The organism is Fundicoccus culcitae (assembly GCF_024661895.1).
GTDB classification, from domain to species: Bacteria; Bacillota; Bacilli; order Lactobacillales; family Aerococcaceae; genus Fundicoccus_A; species Fundicoccus_A culcitae.
Map to the genome: position 1 here is coordinate 939292 of NZ_CP102453.1, position 18901 is coordinate 958192.

General features: G+C 35.3%; 19 protein-coding genes. 2 read left to right on the plus strand and 17 right to left on the minus strand.

The window, feature by feature from the left end; all coding sequences use genetic code 11:
• Nucleotides 1-234 precede the first annotated feature (234 nt).
• The 8 genes from NRE15_RS04395 to arsA form a co-directional block, all read right to left on the minus strand.
• Nucleotides 235-825, minus strand: a complete 591-nt coding sequence (locus NRE15_RS04395; protein WP_313794388.1) for a hypothetical protein — start codon at nucleotides 823-825, stop codon at nucleotides 235-237.
• 643 nt (nucleotides 826-1468) lie between these two features.
• Entirely contained in the window at nucleotides 1469-2146 is a 678-nt protein-coding gene (locus NRE15_RS14610; RefSeq protein WP_390887182.1) for an arsenate reductase/protein-tyrosine-phosphatase family protein, read from the minus strand.
• Between the two features lie 45 nt (nucleotides 2147-2191).
• Nucleotides 2192-2770, minus strand: a complete 579-nt coding sequence (locus NRE15_RS04410; RefSeq protein WP_313794389.1) for a rhodanese-like domain-containing protein — start codon at nucleotides 2768-2770, stop codon at nucleotides 2192-2194.
• Nucleotides 2771-3017: 247 nt separating this feature from the next.
• The gene (gene arsB, locus NRE15_RS04415; protein ID WP_313794390.1) at nucleotides 3018-4097 is read right to left on the minus strand and encodes an ACR3 family arsenite efflux transporter; all 1080 of its coding nucleotides are present in this window, start codon (nucleotides 4095-4097) and stop codon (nucleotides 3018-3020) included.
• Nucleotides 4098-4173: 76 nt separating this feature from the next.
• Entirely contained in the window at nucleotides 4174-4536 is a 363-nt protein-coding gene (arsD, locus tag NRE15_RS04420) for an arsenite efflux transporter metallochaperone ArsD (protein ID WP_313794391.1), read from the minus strand.
• 47 nt (nucleotides 4537-4583) lie between these two features.
• Nucleotides 4584-4913 (minus strand): arsenite efflux transporter metallochaperone ArsD, encoded by a 330-nt coding sequence (gene arsD, locus NRE15_RS04425; protein ID WP_313794392.1) that lies wholly within the window; start codon nucleotides 4911-4913, stop codon nucleotides 4584-4586.
• Nucleotides 4891-5232, minus strand: a complete 342-nt coding sequence (locus tag NRE15_RS04430) for an ArsR/SmtB family transcription factor (RefSeq protein WP_313794393.1) — start codon at nucleotides 5230-5232, stop codon at nucleotides 4891-4893. The genes arsD (NRE15_RS04425) and NRE15_RS04430 overlap by 23 nt, the downstream gene beginning before the upstream one ends.
• 18 nt (nucleotides 5233-5250) lie before the next feature.
• Nucleotides 5251-6990, minus strand: coding sequence for an arsenical pump-driving ATPase (gene arsA, locus NRE15_RS04435; RefSeq protein WP_313794394.1), 1740 nt, complete (start codon nucleotides 6988-6990; stop codon nucleotides 5251-5253).
• Between the two features lie 409 nt (nucleotides 6991-7399).
• Here arsA and NRE15_RS04440 point away from each other — a divergent pair, with 409 nt between their 5' ends.
• Nucleotides 7400-7978 (plus strand): rhodanese-like domain-containing protein, encoded by a 579-nt coding sequence (locus tag NRE15_RS04440; RefSeq protein ID WP_313794395.1) that lies wholly within the window; start codon nucleotides 7400-7402, stop codon nucleotides 7976-7978.
• Between the two features lie 800 nt (nucleotides 7979-8778).
• Here NRE15_RS04440 and NRE15_RS14615 read toward each other — a convergent pair.
• From NRE15_RS14615 to rlmD, 5 genes are all read right to left on the minus strand, one after another.
• Nucleotides 8779-8976 carry a recombinase family protein gene (locus NRE15_RS14615; protein WP_390887193.1) on the minus strand — a complete coding sequence of 66 codons (198 nt, stop codon included), beginning with the start codon at nucleotides 8974-8976 and terminating at the stop codon, nucleotides 8779-8781.
• The gene (locus NRE15_RS04445; protein ID WP_313794396.1) at nucleotides 8931-9458 is read right to left on the minus strand and encodes a phosphoribosylanthranilate isomerase; all 528 of its coding nucleotides are present in this window, start codon (nucleotides 9456-9458) and stop codon (nucleotides 8931-8933) included. The genes NRE15_RS14615 and NRE15_RS04445 overlap by 46 nt, the downstream gene beginning before the upstream one ends.
• Nucleotides 9459-10021: 563 nt before the next feature.
• Entirely contained in the window at nucleotides 10022-10906 is an 885-nt protein-coding gene (locus tag NRE15_RS04450) for a DUF4238 domain-containing protein (protein WP_313794397.1), read from the minus strand.
• Between the two features lie 21 nt (nucleotides 10907-10927).
• Nucleotides 10928-11851: a recombinase family protein gene (locus tag NRE15_RS04455; RefSeq protein ID WP_313794398.1), complete on the minus strand. Its 924-nt coding sequence runs from the start codon at nucleotides 11849-11851 to the stop codon at nucleotides 10928-10930.
• A 257-nt stretch (nucleotides 11852-12108) separates the two neighbouring features.
• Nucleotides 12109-13512, minus strand: coding sequence for a 23S rRNA (uracil(1939)-C(5))-methyltransferase RlmD (rlmD, locus tag NRE15_RS04460; RefSeq protein WP_313794399.1), 1404 nt, complete (start codon nucleotides 13510-13512; stop codon nucleotides 12109-12111).
• A gap of 132 nt (nucleotides 13513-13644) precedes the next feature.
• Here rlmD and NRE15_RS04465 point away from each other — a divergent pair, with 132 nt between their 5' ends.
• On the plus strand, nucleotides 13645-13851 hold the full coding sequence (locus tag NRE15_RS04465; protein WP_313794400.1) for a hypothetical protein: 207 nt from the start codon (nucleotides 13645-13647) through the stop codon (nucleotides 13849-13851).
• Between the two features lie 211 nt (nucleotides 13852-14062).
• On the opposite strand, the gene NRE15_RS04470 is transcribed toward NRE15_RS04465, so the two are convergent.
• The 4 genes from NRE15_RS04470 to NRE15_RS04485 form a co-directional block, all read right to left on the minus strand.
• The gene (locus NRE15_RS04470; protein WP_313794401.1) at nucleotides 14063-15979 is read right to left on the minus strand and encodes a beta-glucoside-specific PTS transporter subunit IIABC; all 1917 of its coding nucleotides are present in this window, start codon (nucleotides 15977-15979) and stop codon (nucleotides 14063-14065) included.
• Nucleotides 15980-15996: 17 nt separating this feature from the next.
• Nucleotides 15997-16611 (minus strand): hypothetical protein, encoded by a 615-nt coding sequence (locus NRE15_RS04475; protein ID WP_313794402.1) that lies wholly within the window; start codon nucleotides 16609-16611, stop codon nucleotides 15997-15999.
• Nucleotides 16604-18037 carry a 6-phospho-beta-glucosidase gene (locus NRE15_RS04480; RefSeq protein WP_313794403.1) on the minus strand — a complete coding sequence of 478 codons (1434 nt, stop codon included), beginning with the start codon at nucleotides 18035-18037 and terminating at the stop codon, nucleotides 16604-16606. The genes NRE15_RS04475 and NRE15_RS04480 overlap by 8 nt, the downstream gene beginning before the upstream one ends.
• 85 nt (nucleotides 18038-18122) lie before the next feature.
• Entirely contained in the window at nucleotides 18123-18872 is a 750-nt protein-coding gene (locus tag NRE15_RS04485) for a MurR/RpiR family transcriptional regulator (RefSeq protein WP_313794404.1), read from the minus strand.
• Nucleotides 18873-18901 lie beyond the last annotated feature (29 nt).

Here is an 18901-nt window from a genome sequence, read left to right on the forward strand (position 1 = left end):
TAGCTAAATCAAAAGTAACTTTTTCATTAGGCATGTAACAATTTGTGCTCTTGATGATTATAATTAAATAAATCCCTCCATTTAGCTTATATGTATAAATACGTAATTAATGCCTAAATTCGTCTTTTAAATTTATTAAATTTTCATTAATTTTTTTGTGGACTATGCCTTTTTTTGATGAAAGAATACTATTTGTGCCTCGTCTAGTGGAAATTATTTTGGCAGCACCATTCTCTATGGTTGATATAGACGATTCTCGAAAATAGACTTGTCCGCGAATCCTACTATTTTATTCATCCAAGGCAGTGGCAAAAATTCTAGATTTAATCTAGAGCAAAGGACTTCAGGATCCAATGCTAATTCGTCTTCTAGAACCTCTTTATAATAAATTTCTAATAGTCTTTCAGCTGTGTCTTCCCTCTGCTCCCTAGAAATGACTGGAACAAGATAATCATCAAGGGGATAAGGAGTATTAGTCTTTTTATACCGAGAGTAACTAAGAGTCCCCATTTCATGTCTCTCTTCATCTATTTTGAAGAAGGCATGCAAGTTCGCCCAGGGAGTAAAATGCTCCCACCAATCGTCAGCTTCAACTGTAACTAGCCCGGTCATTCTCACTTGAATGATAAGCTCTAATTCATTCGGTTTATAATCATTAATGAAAATTCTAGCGATAACTAGATTAATTAATTCTATTTCCTTAAAATCAGAACGATTATAATATGCTAACCCAAACTTTCTAGGGTTTTCTTTTAATAGCAAAATTATTTGAGTTTCTATTTCATGTTTATAATTATCTTCTATCAATCGTTTAAATGACAGCAATTCACCACTCCTTAACCGAACGTTTGTTCCTTTGATTTTATCATCTTTTTCAAATCTTTCAACTATACAAAAAAAAATCTAAAGAAAAGACACACTAAACAAAGTTAGCGTGCCTTTTCTTTAACTAATCCAATAACCCTTCGATTATTTCTACAATATCATCATTTTGAAGCTGTGCTTTAAACTCTACATTCATACTATCTGCTTTCTTCGTTTCAAAAAATATTTGAGCAGATTTGATTTAATTTTTTTGAAAATTTTTCCTATTTTAAGTCTTTTGTTTTCGCTTTTGTTTCAATAATAAAAGCAACCCAGTATTCTTCTTCACTATCATCCAGAACATACCAATATTTTTTTCTTGGATACAGAGATACGTTTGGCATTCTCCTCATCAAGTCCAAGTTTTTTCAGACAAGTGATTTTCGTCCTTCCTTTCTTCCAACGTTTAGGAATCAGTTGTCTCAATCAACGCTGTTATTACGATATTCCACCGCTCACAAGACCTCCTCAAGTAAGAATGATAACCTTTCATTCTGCCGTATTCATCACTCATTGAATAAATAAATAAAAATTAATTATAGCATAAATAATACCCACTCAGCTAAAGTTTGCTGGGGGGTATTATAATAGAATGATTGTATTATTATTTTACTTCATAGAGACGATTTAATACCGTTTCGTAATCTTCCTCAATTAATGAAGCCAAATAATGGACAAAAAACTTAGAGGGGATGGCTTTATCCTCTTCCGCGCGTTTAATGAAGTTTACATTTACCTTTAAACGCTCAGCAAGTTCTTCTTGTGTCATGCTATGCTCTTCACGGATCGATTGTAGAATGTCTCCAAAGTTTTCTTTCTGAGGATAGAAAGTTTCTTCTTTGTCAATAAAAGTAGTAGTGCCGGCTAATCCTTTTTCAGCGAATTCTTTGATTAGCTGTTCTATTTCATTGCGTGTGTTAACAAAAGCTTGTAAAATCTCTGTCTCGGTTCCTACTGCCATGGTAGGGTCATCTATGCCCCAATGAAGGTGCTTAGTACGCGGAGGTACGTTGGGGCATCTTTCGTAAGCATCTTTACAAAGCGTCACCACGATATCTGCTGCTTGATATAATTTCAAATTGATTAATTTAGATGTTTGCTCTGAAATATCAATGTCGATATCTTTCATAACTTGGATAGCTATCGGATGAACGGAACTTACTTCGATACCTGCGCTATGAACTTCATAATCGTCTGATAAATATGTTTTGGCTAAACCTTCAGCTATTTGGCTTCGGGCGGAATTACGAGTACATAAGAAATAGATAACTTTTTTTGTCATATTAAATGCTCCTTTATGGCTTGTCAATCTTAGTGGAGTGCCAGATTATACTTGTGCTTCTTGAATTGCCTTCATGCCACCTTCAATGACTTTAGTTTGAAATCCTTTACTAAGGAGATAAGAAGCAGCAGCCGTACTGCGATTGCCTGATCCACACAATGTATAGATGTCTATATGATTATCAAGCGATGCGAGACTATGAGGCAATTCTTCAAAAGGTATATTCATTAAATTTTGCTTAGGTGCAGGGCGGGTAATTTCAGCGGGCTGTCTCACATCCAATAAGATATAGTTATCAGATAAATTGAGAAAATCATTCGCAGGAATTGTTTCAAGGATTTCTAATTTTTCGGCTGGGATGTTCTCTGCTAGAAGATAACCTTTTATATGAACATATCCGATTTCTTGAAGATATTCCGATAAGGCGTCAATATCAGTTAAATTATCTTGTCCTGCAATAATTATTATAGATTGATCGGATGTCAAGAAATCTTGAAGGTATTTCTTGAAGTTACTAGGGTTTAAATTTAGAGATCCTTTTGCATGACCCGCTTGAAAAGCGTATTGTGAGCGAATATCAATAAGTCTACCACCTTGAATATCAGTATAGTTAATTTCTTTCATCTTTTCCTCCTGAATTGTGTTGGTTGAAACCAAAAATTACTATCATTTAAATTGATAGGCAAGTGTCTAAATTAAAAAGTCGTATATAACCATTTGCCTAAAATAAGTATACTATGTTCTAAAAAAAAAGATAGATAAATGGTCATCAATGTATCGGAGTGAATCGGAATAAAAAAAGCCATTCAAATTTGAAGTTAATAAAACAGTTGATAAAAGGTTCTATCACATAATTTTCTTCTCTTTTTAATTAATATTCGTAACCATCAAACCAATGTTGTGTTTTGTTTGCAAATCTGACCAATAGTAACATCGTAGGAACCTCTATCAACACACCGACAACGGTTGCTAAAGTTGCACCAGAATTTAATCCAAACAATGCAATTGAAACAGCTACAGCAAGTTCAAAAAAGTTACTCGTTCCAACCATGGCTGCGGGTGCTGCTATTGAGAATGGTAGTTTACACGCTTTAGCTCCACCGTATCCGAGGAAAAATATGACAATATTTTGAATGATTAGTGGAATAGCAATTAATAAAATATGGAATGGATTACTTAGAATTCGTTCTCCTTGGAATGAAAAGATAATAACTAAAGTTAGTAGTAAACCAATCCGTGTGGTCCCATCAAATTTATTCACAAAATCTTTTTCAAAATAATCGTCACCTTTTTGTTTTACCACGTATTTTCGAACAATAATTCCTAGAGCCAAAGGGATTACAATGAATACAAAAATGGAAATTAACAGTGTACCCATCGGTACAGAAACATTACCTATTCCTAATAAGAATGCAACGATTGGAGCATATAAAAAGAGAACAATAATATCATTGATAGATACTTGCAATAAGGTGTATGCTGGATCACCTTTTGTTAGTTCACTCCATACAAATACCATAGCCGTACAAGGAGCTGCCCCTAAAAGAATCGCACCAGCTATGTATTCATTGGCTAGTTCTGGACTTAAAAACGGTCTAAATACTACCAAAAAGAAAAAGGCGGAAATTCCATACATGGTAAATGGTTTAATTAACCAGTTTACTACGGTAGTTAAGATTAATCCTTTGGGTTTTTTTGTTGCATTTACAATACTGCTAAAATCAATTTTTAACATCATTGGAAAAATCATTAACCATATTAAAATAGCTGTTGGAATCGATACATTATAGTACTCAAATTGACTTAAGGAATTAGGAATTGCAGGAACAAATTGCCCTAGCGCTACACCTATAATCATTGATAAAGCAACCCATAAACTTAAATAACGTTCCCAAAGTCCAATCCCATTTGCTTTATTCGATACTTTTTCTTTTAAAGCTGTTTCTTTCATGATTTTCCTCCAATAATAATCGTATTTAATATTTTAATGTGAAACAAAAGAAGATAAACTTCTTACTTCTTTTTCCTTAACAACATCCAGTGGAACCACAATCACTCTCACCAGATTGGTCTGTTACCATAAAACGTACACCAGTATATTCAGAAATTTCATCAAGAGTTGGATAAGCTCCAGCTTTCTTCACTTTGCCATTCAATACTGTGATTGGCAAAGCAGCAGTATTCTCTTTCTGTAAGATAGTACTAACGGTTTCATTACTTACAAATTGCATAGGATTGTCAGTCAAATTATATTGATAAGCTTGATATCCATCAATAGTATTTAATGCATTGATGACAGATGTAATTAGCATTTGATTTTCATCCACTGATGAGCCACAACCTCCACTACTGCAGCACATAACGGGTTCAAATATCTCTAATTTGTTCATATTTTACCTCTTTTTCTAAAATAAATTTCGCACCTCAAATATTTTTCTTATTGAATCGCTTCTTTAACCAGTTGAATACCTAAATATTCACTAATTTCTTCATTCGTTGGATAAGCACCTATTTTAACAATTTCTCCATCTAATACAGTAATTGGAAGAGAGTCTTGTCCTTCATTTTGCATAGTGTCTATGACGTTTTGATTTCGTACAAACGAATTAGGATTGGAAGCAAGATTGTAACGGATCATCATCACATCGTCTTCTTCTTTCACTTGTTTCATCACACCCGTAATACGTAGTAAATCCTCGTCCACTGAAGGTCCACAAACTCCGGTACTACAGCATAGGGCAGGTTCATAAATGGCTAACTTTTTCATATTGATCTTCCTTTTCATTTATTGTTGTATGACAAATACATCTTTCAGAACTTGAGAAAACACTTTGAAGGATTTCTGTTATCTCGGTAGATAATTCCCGATTCACCGAATAATGATGCCAAGTTCCTATTTTTTCTGTAACAATTAAATCCGCATCTCTTAATACTTTTATATGATGGGAGAGAGTTGGTTGAGTAAAATCAAAGTGTTCGAGCAAATCACAGGCACATAAAGTATCGCAGGATAGTAAATCGAGTATCTTTACTCGGTTTGGATCAGATAAAGCTTTCATTTTTTCAGCAAATAATTCATAATTCATTTATATTCTCCTTTGAGATTAAATAATTGTAGCAAGAACATCCTCTTTTAACTCAATAGGACTCCAGTCGATGACCGCAAAATGCCCATTTGATAATCCATCGACACGTTGGATCCATTCTTCTTCCGATTTTGCGCGAGCTAACAATGTTTCATTTGTAGTCCCTGTTGATAATAAACTGTTATTAACCACCCACCAAGTATGCGCAATCCCTGCGCGGTCTAAATCTTCTTGCAGACGAATGGATTCATAGACAGGTGTATTTTCAGGTAATGTCACCATGACCACTTCTGTTTGGTTGTGATCTTGTAAAATAGGCAGGAGTCGGGTAATTGATTCTGGTACTTCTCCAGAAGTTCGCTCCACCTCTTGGGCGTAACTTTGAGAAGATTCTAAAAGTAAAAGTGTGTGTCCCGTAGGCGCAGTATCAATAACCACCACATCTGCTTCCGTCATCGAAACAATTTCAGCAAATTTTCTGAATACCGCAATTTCTTCTGTACAAGGTGAGTTTAGATCTTCTTCTACATAAGCTAAATCCTCTTCCGACATTGATTCACGCGCTTTAGCTAAAACTTCATTTTGGTAAAGCTCTAACTCTTTTTTCTCATCAATATGGCTAACCCCAAGAGTATCTGATTCATGCACAATATAATTTAAGTGAGCTGCAGGATCGGTCGTTGTTAAATGAACTTTTTTACCTTTTTCTACAAGGCCTTTCGCAATGCTGGCTGCGATGGTTGTTTTCCCAACGCCACCTTTACCCATTGTAAAGACGACTCGTTTGTTTGTGTTGTGTAAATCATCGATAACAGTTTGTAAGCGTGGGTATTCCTGTTCCTGCACTTCTTCATGACTGATTTCAGGTTGTTCTTCACTAAGTAATAAACCGATACTTTCGATACTTGCTAGATTATATGGTCTTAATGGAATTTCAAAAGTAGGCAAGTTTTTAAGATTTTCAGGCATTTGCTTTAATGACTCTTGTTGAATGTCATAGTATGTTTGAGAAATCGTATCTGTTGGATTTTCTAAAAGACCATTCACAATCAATTTTTGGTTTTCAACCCCTAATGCTCGTAATTCTTCGGACGCACGATTGGCTTCGACTAATGGTCCTTCTTGTGGACGAGTCACGAGAAGTAAAGTTGTCATTTCAGCATTAGCAAGTGTTTCTACTGCCAAACTATAACTTTCTCTCTCTTCATCTAAACCAGATAATTGACCCATACAGCTTGTGCCAGTTGTATTTTCATCAAAGAAGTTTGTCCAAGCAGAAGGCAGTTGTAAGAGTCTCAATGTATGGCCGGTAGGTGCTGTATCAAAAATGATATAGTCGTATTGATCAGATATATCAGGGCTCGTTAAAAATTTTGCGAACTGATCAAAAGAAGCAACTTCTGTCGTACAGGAACCACTTAATTGTTCTTCCATATTTTGAACTGCAGCGTCTGGCAGAATTCCACGATAAGGACCCACAATGGATTCTTTATATTCTTCTGCAGCACTGACTGGATCAAAGTTAGCGACTGTTAAACCAGGAATTTCTTCAATTTCTGTTCCGTTATCATCTAATTCTCGTTCAAAAACATCTTGTAAATTACTGGCAGGGTCTGTACTCACCAAGACAACTTTGAAACCATCATTCGCTAATTGAATGGCTGTTGCACTAGCGGCCGTTGTTTTCCCAACGCCACCTTTACCTGTATAGAATAAATACTTTGTGTCAATATGTTCTTTTGGATTAAAAATTTCCATTCTATTTTCCACTCCTTTATTAAACTATTTGGACAAAATAACTGACTTTGCTTCAACAATCGATTAACCACCTATATAGGCGATTGTCTATATATTGAATACATAGGTACCTATCTATGTATTGTATACAAATCGACCTATATGATGCAAGAAAACTTGCAATAATTCTCTAGATTTCATATACTTTACTCACATAGATACTTGTCAATGTATTGAGTATAGATGAGTCTCTATGCTTTGTCAAGTAATCTTATCATTTTTATTTACTTCATTTTGTTGAAGGATCATTAGGGATACTTTTTGAGAGTGACACCTATTTATCCCCCTTTCATTCAACTTTAGTAAATACCTTTCATTCAACTTTAGTAAATAATAAATGAATACATAACTATCAGGAGGAGCATTACAAATGAAGAAAATATTTTACGAGGACATTAATAACCAACAACTGGTTGATGTTCGAACTCAACATGGGTACCAAGAGGGACATATTAAAAACTCTCTCAATCTTAACCCAAGTAACTTTAAAACGTATGCAACTTATTATCTCGATGTAAATCAACCAGTTATTTTTATCGTTGCTTCTGAGGACGAAGCTCAACTAGCAGAACTATCTGGGGTAGCTGGTGAATTAGGTTTTACTCAAAACAATGGCTATCTTTTGATAGAGGAAGTACCCGAAGAAAACTTACAAACAACGGAAACCACCCCTGCTGAAGATTTCCTGAATAAATCAGATGATTTTATATTACTTGACGTTAGACATCCAGACGAAATTACACGCCCAGCACCTGAGAAGAATTTGGTCAATATTCCATTTGAAGATTTAGTTAATGATTATCAATCACTGGATACGAGCAAACAAATTTTCACGCTTTGTGGATCTGGTAACCGAAGTACTGCAGCGGCTTCTTTCCTTGAATCAAAAGGATTAAATCCTAAAGTTATTGAAGGCGGAATGAAAGCCATTCAAGAAATTGGTAAATAATAAATTAACAAGTATATATTTAAAGACTGATATTTTCATCATAAAAATATCAGTCTTCTAGTCAATGATACAGCAACCATTAATCACTTAAGTTGTTTATTTTTTTATCTCCTTGTATCTCCACACTCTAGGTTAACAACTACTGAAACGTTGAAGTACTTTTTCATTACCTTTTTCTTGAAATTATGTTCATCTTCAATGAATACGAAATGGTCATGAAACTGCTTGAATCTCAGGATTTCTATATAGTTTTCTTTTGTATCAACGCAATGCACTCCACATGCAATTTTTAGTCTATTTCTTATCCTAGAAAACGCTATTGTATCAACACTTATACGGAATCTAAAATAAGTCGATAGATAAGTAGGCTAATCACTGGCTATCATCTCCAAGTAGAGTTAATATCTCATACTGACAAGGAGGAGATAGCCATGATAACTTTAAAACAAACATCGTTTATTGTTCAGATTTTTTTGCATAACGAGCACCCATTGTTTAAGCATGTCCATGATTTCAAATACGATTTTTTCTCAAATACAATCATTCACCTAATGTAGCTTGTATAGCTTATGAATCTTTCTGTGCCTATAACGGGGAGGAGCAATTTGAAGCACAACCTGAAAACATTTTCCCAATTAGTCACCAGACTGATCTAGATATTAAAGAAATCACGAATCACATTCAAAATCATATTGACCAGCAATTCAAGTTGCTGCATGAAGATGGTATCTAGCCAGCTTGCTACCTATGTAATATTCACGTTAGTCTTCCCGATAATGATCAAAAAGTGACCCTTTCCTTTAATTAGAGTCTGTCATAGAACTATATTTCTTCCCAGCCCGTTTCACTTCATTGCCTTGCTGGACGACATTGCTTCGTCTGGCTTTTTCTTCTTGGACAGCTTGAAACTGTTCGCGGCTGATAATCCCCTCATGATTATTAGCGTTATTGATTAACTTACACTCTCTCCATCTATTTTTAATTGCTTTATTAAATATTCTATTTTGCGAAAATCCTTGAAATTGTTATTATCATTGCGATATGAATCTTTTGAAGATGCCTGATAAATATTAAGATATTGTCTTAATGTAGGTAAATAAAACTTCACTCCAGACTCTTCTATCAAGCTTAAATCATTGAGTTCAACCTTTGCAAACTCAGGTAAAGTATTAACTGCTCCATATTCAACACTTATGCCTTTGTTATGGAATTCATGTTCATGAATACCAACTAATTCATAGCCTAAATTTAACATAAGGGTAAGTATTGCGTCCCAATTATAAATCCTATCCTCATCTGGTGCCTCCCAACCCCTTGGATCTCCTTCAACATGGATGTCAATGTCTGATGGGATCCAATTTTCATCTGTGAGATATTGCAATCCAAGGGAACCCATTAATGTAGGAGTAATGTTGATAGAATTGAGTTGTTTACATATTTTTAGAAACTCATTAAATAACGTATAATATGACTCTGCCATTTTACCCTCCATATAAATATAAAAACTTCCTTAACTTATAAATAAACGTTACGAACTAGTTTAAAGATTATTAAGATAATATTCGACCTGTTCCCACAGACGAATTCATCACTTCACAGCCCAAAATACAAAATCAAGCTACATTTTAATTTTGCTGTACTAAATATCAGATACATATCTACTCAAACATCCTGAAAACGTTGATATTAAGCTATTCTTGTCTGAACCTTTTCCATCAATACTATACACTCAACATGTACTTTTCAGGTTATTCCCGAACCGTCGCAACCCTTTAGAAACCTTGATTTTAGGGTGTTCCGTATTAAAACTAACTTACCCACTCTAATATTCTTGATTAGGCTATTATTTTTACAAAGCAAACACACTTTTGAATGTTTAGTTATCTAGATTGAAAAAAATGATCAAATGATTGCTGCATAATTTAGTGAGGATATACCATTGGCATTTAAAACCATCTTGTTAATGTTCCGGTAAATCATCTTAAGAATCAGGAATAACAACTAAAATAATTATAAATGAGAGCTTAGCAAACTTACTTAAAATTAAACTTCTAGCCCATTTTGTATCTTCATATATTTACTAATTGAATCTTTATCTCCAACAAGAACCTCACTATTAGCATCTTGAAAAGTAGAGCAAATAAAATAGGATCTTTCATTTAGTTTAGTCAAATATTTCTTATTCGTCTTTTCAGGATACCGTTTTCTTTGATTTGGATTTTTAGGCCTTATTAAAATCGCTTTATCTAGGGATATAGGAATACATAATTCTTTCAGGTTATTTAAATAGGTAAAGTTATCTCCAATAAAAAATGTGTTGTCTTCATTTAACACAGCTAGGCTCCATTCATATTTTGATCTTTGGATAATACCATCAAAGTAGTATCTCATATCTATTATTTCAGAGATTTGCTGTTCTTTGGATGATTTTTCTAGCACATGATTAAATTCATCCTGAATATGTTGTGGAAATTTTTTATAAGCTTCTCTTCGTTGATCAAAAAAGCTTTCATATTTATCTCTAAGATAGGGTGATCTCGCGTGTAAATTTACAAAAAACATCATTATACACACTCTAAATCTATCATCCTGTAAAATAATACCATTTGATGATTCTAAAATTTTATTTAAGCAGTTCGATGTAGTTTTTTCAAGAGCAGTTAAAAATTCGGACTCAATATATTGGCCGTGAGCTAAACGCTCATTGGGGATTGAAAGATTATATCTTGAAGCTTGTTCAATAATCCATTTATTAAACTTTGTAACATCATCAGGATCATAAAAATATTTTCTATAGCATATATTTTTTGCATTAGTATTAATAAATTTATTTTGTGGTTTTAAAAATGCATCTATAAGATGATTTGAAGATACGGAAAATTTCTTCAAATAAAATTGTGATACATAGTGCTGCTTAACTGTTGTCATATTTCTCCCTTAGTTCCATATTTAAGCTTTCGAACTATACTTACTATTCTTCCGCTCAAGCCCATTTCCCGTCCTTATTACATTACTCCGCCTAGACTTCTCACTCTGAACTTTTTCAAATACATACTTAGAAATAATGGCTGTATGGTTATCCTCAATAAGATAGCTGTCTTCATATTCATTGTTTTTAAACAAGTGGACTTTTCCAATGTACTTTTCATTACTCAACATGGTTTCGAGCGCACGTTTAGACCATTTTGCTTTTCCTCGTGGTGAGGGAATATGGTTTTCTTCAAGTAATTTAATTAAGCCTACAATACTGTTCCCCTCAAGATACCAAGCAAAAATCTGTCTAACAACTACGGCTTGCTCTTCATTAACGATTAACAACCCCTCTTTATCATGATCATAACCATAACATTTTCGATGATAGAGTTTTGATGTTCCATCCATCGCTCTGTATCTGTGCCCTAATTTGATATTCTGACTGCGGGACTCATTGTCAGCTTGAGCTAAAGATTCATAAATTGTTAACAGTAACTCACTATCTTCACTGGCAGTGTCAATGTCTTCTTGATCAAAGATTATTCGAACTTTTAATTCCTTGAGTAATCTTACTGTCTCTAATGCTTCAATCGTATCTCGACCAAAACGACTCACACTCTTAGTGAGAACGATAGTTACTTTTTTATTACGACAATCAACAATGAGACGGTTAAACTCTTCCCGCTTTAATTTTTCTTTGGCTGAGGCTACATCAATATAGATATCAACTAACCGCCAATCCTCCACTAAGGAAACTTTCTGAGTTAAGGCCGAAACTTGATTAGCTAGGCTTCGTAACTGATCTTTTGTATTAGAGCTTACACGCGCATAAATAGCCACTCGCTTCCGTTTCGGTTGATGCCTCGCTGGAATATAATACATGCTGTCCTTTAAATCCATTGGTTCCCTCACTTTCTGGAATGGCTTAACTAATCACAGTTAACCTAACTATCTATAAAGAATAACCCCATGATAAGTAGGCTACTTAAATTTATTTTATTCATTTTTTATACGAAAAAGATGTTGACCAGTTCCCATCTACTACCTATTAAGTATTGGATATTATTCCCAATCTCATCCGTTTCCAAACCAATTATACTAAAAAATCAGCCCCTTGAATATGGTAAACACATTCAAAAAGCTGATATAACAGCATATTACCCTTTTACCTTTTGCATCAATACTACCGTCTCAACATGCACCGTATGAGGAAATTGATCCACCGGCTGCACAACCTTTAACTCATACCCAAACTCACGCAACCAAACCAAATCCTCCGCCAAGCTCTTTGGATTACATGACACATAGACAACCTTCTCTGTTCCAAATCGCCCAATACTCCGCATCACTTTACCACCAGCACCACTCCTGGGTGGATCAAGTAACAACAAGTCTGGTTGACCCCAGACTTCTTTCAACTCTTTTAAGCCACTACGTGCATCACTAACCATAAAAAACGTATTATCCAAACCGTTATCTTCTGCATTTCGTCTAGCTGACAATATGGAAGATTCAACAATCTCAATCCCCGCTAATTCTTTAGACCGCGCTGCAAAAGGCAAAGAGAATGTCCCAACCCCACAAAACAAATCCAATGTACGCATGTCTTTGTTTACATCCGCAAATTCTAATGCCAACTCCACTAGCTTCTCAGCTTGCACTGGATTAGCTTGAAAAAAAGTATCATGCCAAATTCGATAGTGATACCCATGCAATTCATCATTAATATAATCGCGACCAAACAAAACCATCTCTTCTTCAGACTGCGTTCTATCTGCAATATTGCGATTTAAAACCCAAATCAAACTAGCTAGATTTTCAAATTGCCTGCTCAAGCGCTCAGTTAAATCATCCGCAGCCTCTTTCAAAGCTTCGGCTTTTTCAGTTGCAAAAATCACAACCATCAACTCACCTGTCGCAAAGGACTTGCGCATCATTAAATTCCGCAACAAACCTTCCTTAGTGTCCTTATTATAACCACTCAACGCAAAGTCTTTTTGCCACTGACTCACAACCTGCTTAACCGCCACCATCTCTTCGGGTGCCAACATCGAGTCTTCCATATCAATAATTTGGCGAAAATTTCCTTGGCGATGCATCCCCAATTCCCCATTTGCCCCAAACGTCAACTCCATCTTATTGCGATAGCGATACGGATTTTCCATCCCAATAATCGGTTGCACTAATTCCTTGTCAAACCCCTTTTCAACTAAATACCTCTGCACCAACTCTTGCTTAAATTCTAGTTGATACGCATATTCCATAAACTGTAAGGGTGTCCCACCGGCTTCATTAACTAAGATACTATCATCATTAATCCGACTCGGTCCTGCTTCTAACAATTCATCATATTCCACGACAGCCATCCGTCGCCCCTTGGCATTCGGTATCGTCACCCGTACTTTATCGCCAGCTACCACCTTCCCGACTACAATTTTCAAATGTTTCCCGTTGGAGCCTTTATCTGGTGCATGAACATAATTGACTATTCCACGTCCTTGATCATCCAAATAATTAATCGTCACATCCAAAACTTCTGTTGGATATATTTTTTTCTGCATATACTCACCTGTTTAATTATTTTTAGTACTAATTAATATACCACATTAACAAGGATATATAACGAAGGATATATAACTTGTAATTTAGTATACTATAATTAATATTAACATCTCTATAAAGGAAGGTGCCATTTGACAACAGAAAAGACTCATAATCTCATAATCTTTGCTGCTTTTGTAATCATTTCGACCCTTAACTACTTTAGTATTATCTCAGTCAATACTGGCGTTATTGGTGTTGCTTGCGCCTTGATGTTTCAAGTTACTAACAAAATAAATCAGCATATCCTTTTCCAATTAGCTGCTCTAGTAGTCATGGTGTGGTTATTCTATTTTTAGAATAAAACTAATAGACTCTATTTTATATTCCATCATCTTTCCATGAACGACTTTCAGGGTGATTTCATCAAGTATCCTCATGAGTTTTAAAAACTTAATAGGATTCTCCTAGTATCCTCATGAGTGTTCCCAAACTTAGTAGGATTCTCCTCACTAAACTTAAAAACAAACCATCAAATGCACATCCGCACTTGATGGTTTGTATTATTTGTTATTCAATGGTGAATAGTTCTGATTTAGCTTTAGTTTGACTCTCTTGAGCAATCGTTAAAACAGAATCTTCTTTAGCATTCGTAATAATGATTGGGGTAGTTGTTGAGAAGCCTCTTTCTTTTAGCAATGCGATATTTACTTCAATGAGGGGTTGCCCTTGGGTTATCTTATCACCTACAACGATTAATGGTTTAAATCCCTGACCTTCCAATTCCACTGTATTAATCCCAATATGAATTAAGATTTCATGGCCTAAATCAGACTGGATACCGATAGCGTGGCCTGTCGGAAACAGTGTCACGACCTCACCGTCAGTTGGCGCATAGACTATTCCATCACTTGGAATAATGGCAACACCTTTGCCCATCATACCACTTGAAAATACTGGATCATCAACATCTGCCAACGGAATCACTTCTCCGTCTAAAGGACTATAGATGGCTTCTGGTTTAGATTGTTCTTCTATAACCGTTTCACTAACCACTTCTACTTCAGCATCTGCTTTTTTATCAACTTTTACCATCATTGTTATGATAAAGGCAATCACAAATGTCAGTACAAAAGAAATTATTCGGTGCCAAACGTTCATCGTAATGACGCCATCATTGGGAATATAACTGGCTAGTGAAAAGATTCCTAAGCCACCCATACGATAAGGTACAACATTGAAAAACCCAGAGTAACCTCCACCGATACCAGCAGCAATTAATGAAATAATAAATAATATTTTGTTAGGTAACAAAATACCATAAACACCCGGTTCCGTGACACCAAAGAAGGATGAAATCGCTGCTGGTAAAGTTAGTTCTTTTGTTTTGCTATTTTTCGTCTTAATAAATACCGCTATTAAAACACCCATAACACTAGCCCAAGCGACGTCACTGGCACCAAAAATCGGTGTAAAGCCTTGATCGACGACTTGGAGAATAGCAATTGGAATAAGGCCCCAATGCAAACCAAACATAACCAGCACTTGCCATAAACCACCAACAAGGATACCAAATATCAACGTATTTAATTGATATAACCAACTGAAGAATACACCGATAAGACTAGCAGCCCAACTGGCAACTGGACCAATTAAGAGAATCGAAACTGGCACAGCAACAATTAGTACAATAAATGGAACAAAGAATGTTTGTAGTGATCGAGGAACGATTTGCTTGGCTTTCTTTTCAACGCGTGAGCCAAACCAAACGGCAATGATAATTGGAATGATCGTTCCCATATAGCCACCAGGCGGCAAAATAATTGGAATGCCTAAAAAGGTTTGGAAAATATCGGATTCGAAAACGGTATTAGCAAAAAGTGTATATAGCACTTCCCCGCTAGCTAAGTCTCCGATGGTAGGATATAAAAGCGCACTAACTATTCCTAAGGCACTAAATATATTTAAATCTAGCACTCTAGATGCAGTTACAGCAAGCATAACGGGTAGAAATTGGAAAAAGCCGTCTCCTGCCATATTTAATACAGCCGCAAATCCGCTATTCGCAGGAGTCATACCAAAGGATCCCAGTATTGCTACAATCCCTTTGATCATCCCGGCAGCAGCTAGTGGCCCTAAGAAAGGTTGGAATAATTGTGAAATGAAATTAACAAATTTATCCAGTAGATTGGTTTTATTCTCTTCTTCAACAATTGGGTCGTCACCGTTAGCGGTTAATTGGCCGAGTTGTTTTTGAATTTCATCATGAACATCACTGACTTCATTACCAATAACGACTTGATATTGACCACTTGCTTGGACGACAGTAATGATTCCATCACGACTTTTCAAATAATCCGTATTAGCAAGACTTTCATTGTTAAGGACAAATCTTAAACGTGTTATACAGTGACGTAGGGATTTAACATTTTCTTTACCACCGACATTATCAATGATGTCTTTAGCTAATTGAGTGTATTCGCTCATTTTTTTCTCCTCCAGAGTTATTTATTTAAATGAATTTGGTATTTTTGAAAGGTTTTTTGCATAAAATTGTAGGTGTAGTTCAAAACATTACCGATAATAAAGACGGAAACAATTGGTCCGATAATTAGTTGTTTGTTGAGAACCCATGCGATGATGAAAATGATGGCGTCACTAACACTTTTTACAACAGCTAAAGAGAGATTGTACTTGCGACTGACAAGAAAAATACTGGCATCATAGGGCATTTTGCCTAGGTTTACACTCGAATAGATACCTGCTCCAATACCGACAATAATCGTTGCTACAATTAACATGAGGAGGTTGCCTGATAAATTAAGACTGCTATTGACAATAGTCTGTGTGATTATACCAACCACATAAGGTTGAATAATACTTCCGATACCTAATTGACTACGATCAAAAAGAAGTGGCGGAATTAGGAATAAGATGGCGACCAGCATATTAGCTTGGTTTAAAGTTAATGGGGTGTACAAGGTGATACCTTGCCATAACCATGACAAGGCATCACTACCGTAACCGGTTGAGATAGCTAGTCCTATACCAATCCCCATAATGATAGATCCACCAACTAACAGCAAAAATCTCAATAAATTAATTTGTGTTTTATTCATTGCTCAAGTTTGCCCCATTACTTTCGATGACTTGTTTGTACCAATAAAACGACTTTTTAGGGATACGGCGGAAGCTACCCTTGCCATGATTATCACGGTCAACATAAATAAAGCCGTAACGTTTTGCCATCTCACCTGTACCATTAGAAATGGAATCAATACATGCCCAAGAAGTATATCCTAAGAGTTCCACACCGTCTTGTTCGATTGTATCTGCCATGGCTTGAATGTGTTCTTTATGGTATTGGATACGATAGTCATCGATAATTTGATTATCCTCTGTTACTTCATCAAATGCGCCAATCCCATTCTCTACGACAAATAATGGTTTGTTATAACGATCATAGATTTGATTCATGGTAATTCTGAATCCTAATGGGTCGATTTGCCAACCCCAATCACTGGATTCTAGGTAAGGGTTAACTTCAGAAGCGAAAATATTACTTTCAGTTTGATTACCTGCATCAGGATTCGCACTAGAAACGCGTGATGAATAATAAGAAAAGCTAATAAAATCAACTGTATTTTCTGCTAGAATTTCATTGTCTCCAGTTTGGAAAGGAATCGTTAAGCCTTTTTGCTCCATTTGTTTTAAATAGTAATTTGGGTAATTTCCACGTACTTGTACATCGGTAAACATATAGCTATCACGGTCATCTAGGATTGATTTCCACATATCCTTAGGATTAGGTGTTTGTGGATAGTAACTACCTGCAGCTAACATACAACCAATTTGAAAATCGGGATTGATTTGTTTAGCTACTTCAGTGACTTTTGCACTAGCAACTAATTGATGATGAATCACATCGGTTGTAATTTGCTGGCGATTATCACTTTCTTGGAAAGTTAATCCAGATGATACAAATGGAAAATGTAAAACCATATTAATTTCATTGAATGTTAGCCAGTATTTAACAAGATCTTTGTAGTTTTCAAACAAGCTTTTGGCATAATTTACAAAAAAATCAACGGTTTGGCGGTTTTTCCAGCCCCCATAGTTATCAACCAGATACATAGGTATGTCAAAATGATTAATAGTTACTAATGGTTCAATATTATTGTCTTTACACAATTGGAATACCTTGCGATAGTGTTCTAAACCTAATGCATTAGGAGTTGATTCGTCACCTTGAGGGAAAATGCGTGACCAAGAAATAGACATTCTGTAAACCTTAAAACCCATTTCCGCCATTAACTTAATGTCTTCTTCATAATGTCCATAATGATCAATCGCAACTCGAGATGGATTAACAGTACCTTCAGGTAATTGTCTTGGATCTAATTGTCCAGTGCCTACCTCAAAACGTTTTTCGCCGAATGGCATTAAATCGACATTGGATAATCCTCTACCATTTTTGTCAAAAGCACCTTCCGTTTGATTCGCCGCTGTTGCGCCACCCCATAAGAAATCTTTTGGAAACACCATGCAATCTCCTCCTTTGTTTTCTTCAGTATAGGGTGTTTCTGGCAAATCAAAAAGGAAGTTTCAAATTAAGAAACTTCCTTGCTAATTAGTCTTGAACACGTTTTATATTTAATAATAACAAGTCAATCATATACTTAAAAAGATACTCACTGTACCTATTATCTTCAACAGGAAAAATCAATTGATTGCCATTAAAATTTAACCTATCTTTACTGGTGACGAGCCATCGTTGTGCTGTCACAGCATCCAGTCGTCTAACGATATTATGATTGTATTTAAAGGTATTACCGTTGATGCTCAGTAGTATAAATAAGTCATCAGGAGCAATGTTATAGTTTAAATTAAAGTCCGAATCACTTACAATCGCATGTTTATTTAATATTTGCAACTCCGTTTGAATCTGGTAACACAGAAATCGCGCATCCCCTTGTCCATATAAATAGACTGTTTTAGCTTGATTAATTTGCTGAATTAAACGATTAATATTTTTATTATCTATATGCGTCATTGAATAGTTAATTTGATTAAAAAACTCCTTATTAAATATCTCTGCATTTACTTCAAATGAATCATGACGTTCAAATGGGTTTTGACGTCGTTCGAGAGAAGTAATGTAGTTCATACATGCATCCTTAAAATCGATATAATCTTTATAGTCTAGGTGTCGGACATATTTAGAGATTTGACTTTTAGAAATATGCGTTCGCTGAGCAATTTCACCAATGGTCAAGTAAGGTATCTCATGGATATGTTCTTGAAAAAATTGGCTAAGAAGATAAGTAGTAGAATCTTTTTGGTAGGAGTTGGTAATATCATTGAGCTTGTCCATGATCATAGAAAATTAGCCTCCTTATATAGTCTGGG

Excerpts from the sequence above, each read along its gene's own strand:
- NRE15_RS14610 (WP_390887182.1), bottom strand. The coding sequence starts at position 2,146 with ATGACAAAAAAAGTTATCTATTTCTTATGTACTCGTAATTCCGCCCGA.
- NRE15_RS04410 (WP_313794389.1), bottom strand. The coding sequence starts at position 2,770 with ATGAAAGAAATTAACTATACTGATATTCAAGGTGGTAGACTTATTGAT.
- arsB (WP_313794390.1), bottom strand. The coding sequence starts at position 4,097 with ATGAAAGAAACAGCTTTAAAAGAAAAAGTATCGAATAAAGCAAATGGG.
- arsD (WP_313794391.1), bottom strand. The coding sequence starts at position 4,536 with ATGAACAAATTAGAGATATTTGAACCCGTTATGTGCTGCAGTAGTGGA.
- arsD (WP_313794392.1), bottom strand. The coding sequence starts at position 4,913 with ATGAAAAAGTTAGCCATTTATGAACCTGCCCTATGCTGTAGTACCGGA.
- NRE15_RS04430 (WP_313794393.1), bottom strand. The coding sequence starts at position 5,232 with ATGAATTATGAATTATTTGCTGAAAAAATGAAAGCTTTATCTGATCCA.
- arsA (WP_313794394.1), bottom strand. The coding sequence starts at position 6,990 with ATGGAAATTTTTAATCCAAAAGAACATATTGACACAAAGTATTTATTC.
- NRE15_RS04440 (WP_313794395.1), top strand. The coding sequence starts at position 7,400 with ATGAAGAAAATATTTTACGAGGACATTAATAACCAACAACTGGTTGAT.
- NRE15_RS04445 (WP_313794396.1), bottom strand. The coding sequence starts at position 9,458 with ATGGCAGAGTCATATTATACGTTATTTAATGAGTTTCTAAAAATATGT.
- NRE15_RS04450 (WP_313794397.1), bottom strand. The coding sequence starts at position 10,906 with ATGACAACAGTTAAGCAGCACTATGTATCACAATTTTATTTGAAGAAA.
- NRE15_RS04455 (WP_313794398.1), bottom strand. The coding sequence starts at position 11,851 with ATGGATTTAAAGGACAGCATGTATTATATTCCAGCGAGGCATCAACCG.
- rlmD (WP_313794399.1), bottom strand. The coding sequence starts at position 13,512 with ATGCAGAAAAAAATATATCCAACAGAAGTTTTGGATGTGACGATTAAT.
- NRE15_RS04470 (WP_313794401.1), bottom strand. The coding sequence starts at position 15,979 with ATGAGCGAATACACTCAATTAGCTAAAGACATCATTGATAATGTCGGT.
- NRE15_RS04475 (WP_313794402.1), bottom strand. The coding sequence starts at position 16,611 with ATGAATAAAACACAAATTAATTTATTGAGATTTTTGCTGTTAGTTGGT.
- NRE15_RS04480 (WP_313794403.1), bottom strand. The coding sequence starts at position 18,037 with ATGGTGTTTCCAAAAGATTTCTTATGGGGTGGCGCAACAGCGGCGAAT.
- NRE15_RS04485 (WP_313794404.1), bottom strand. The coding sequence starts at position 18,872 with ATGATCATGGACAAGCTCAATGATATTACCAACTCCTACCAAAAAGAT.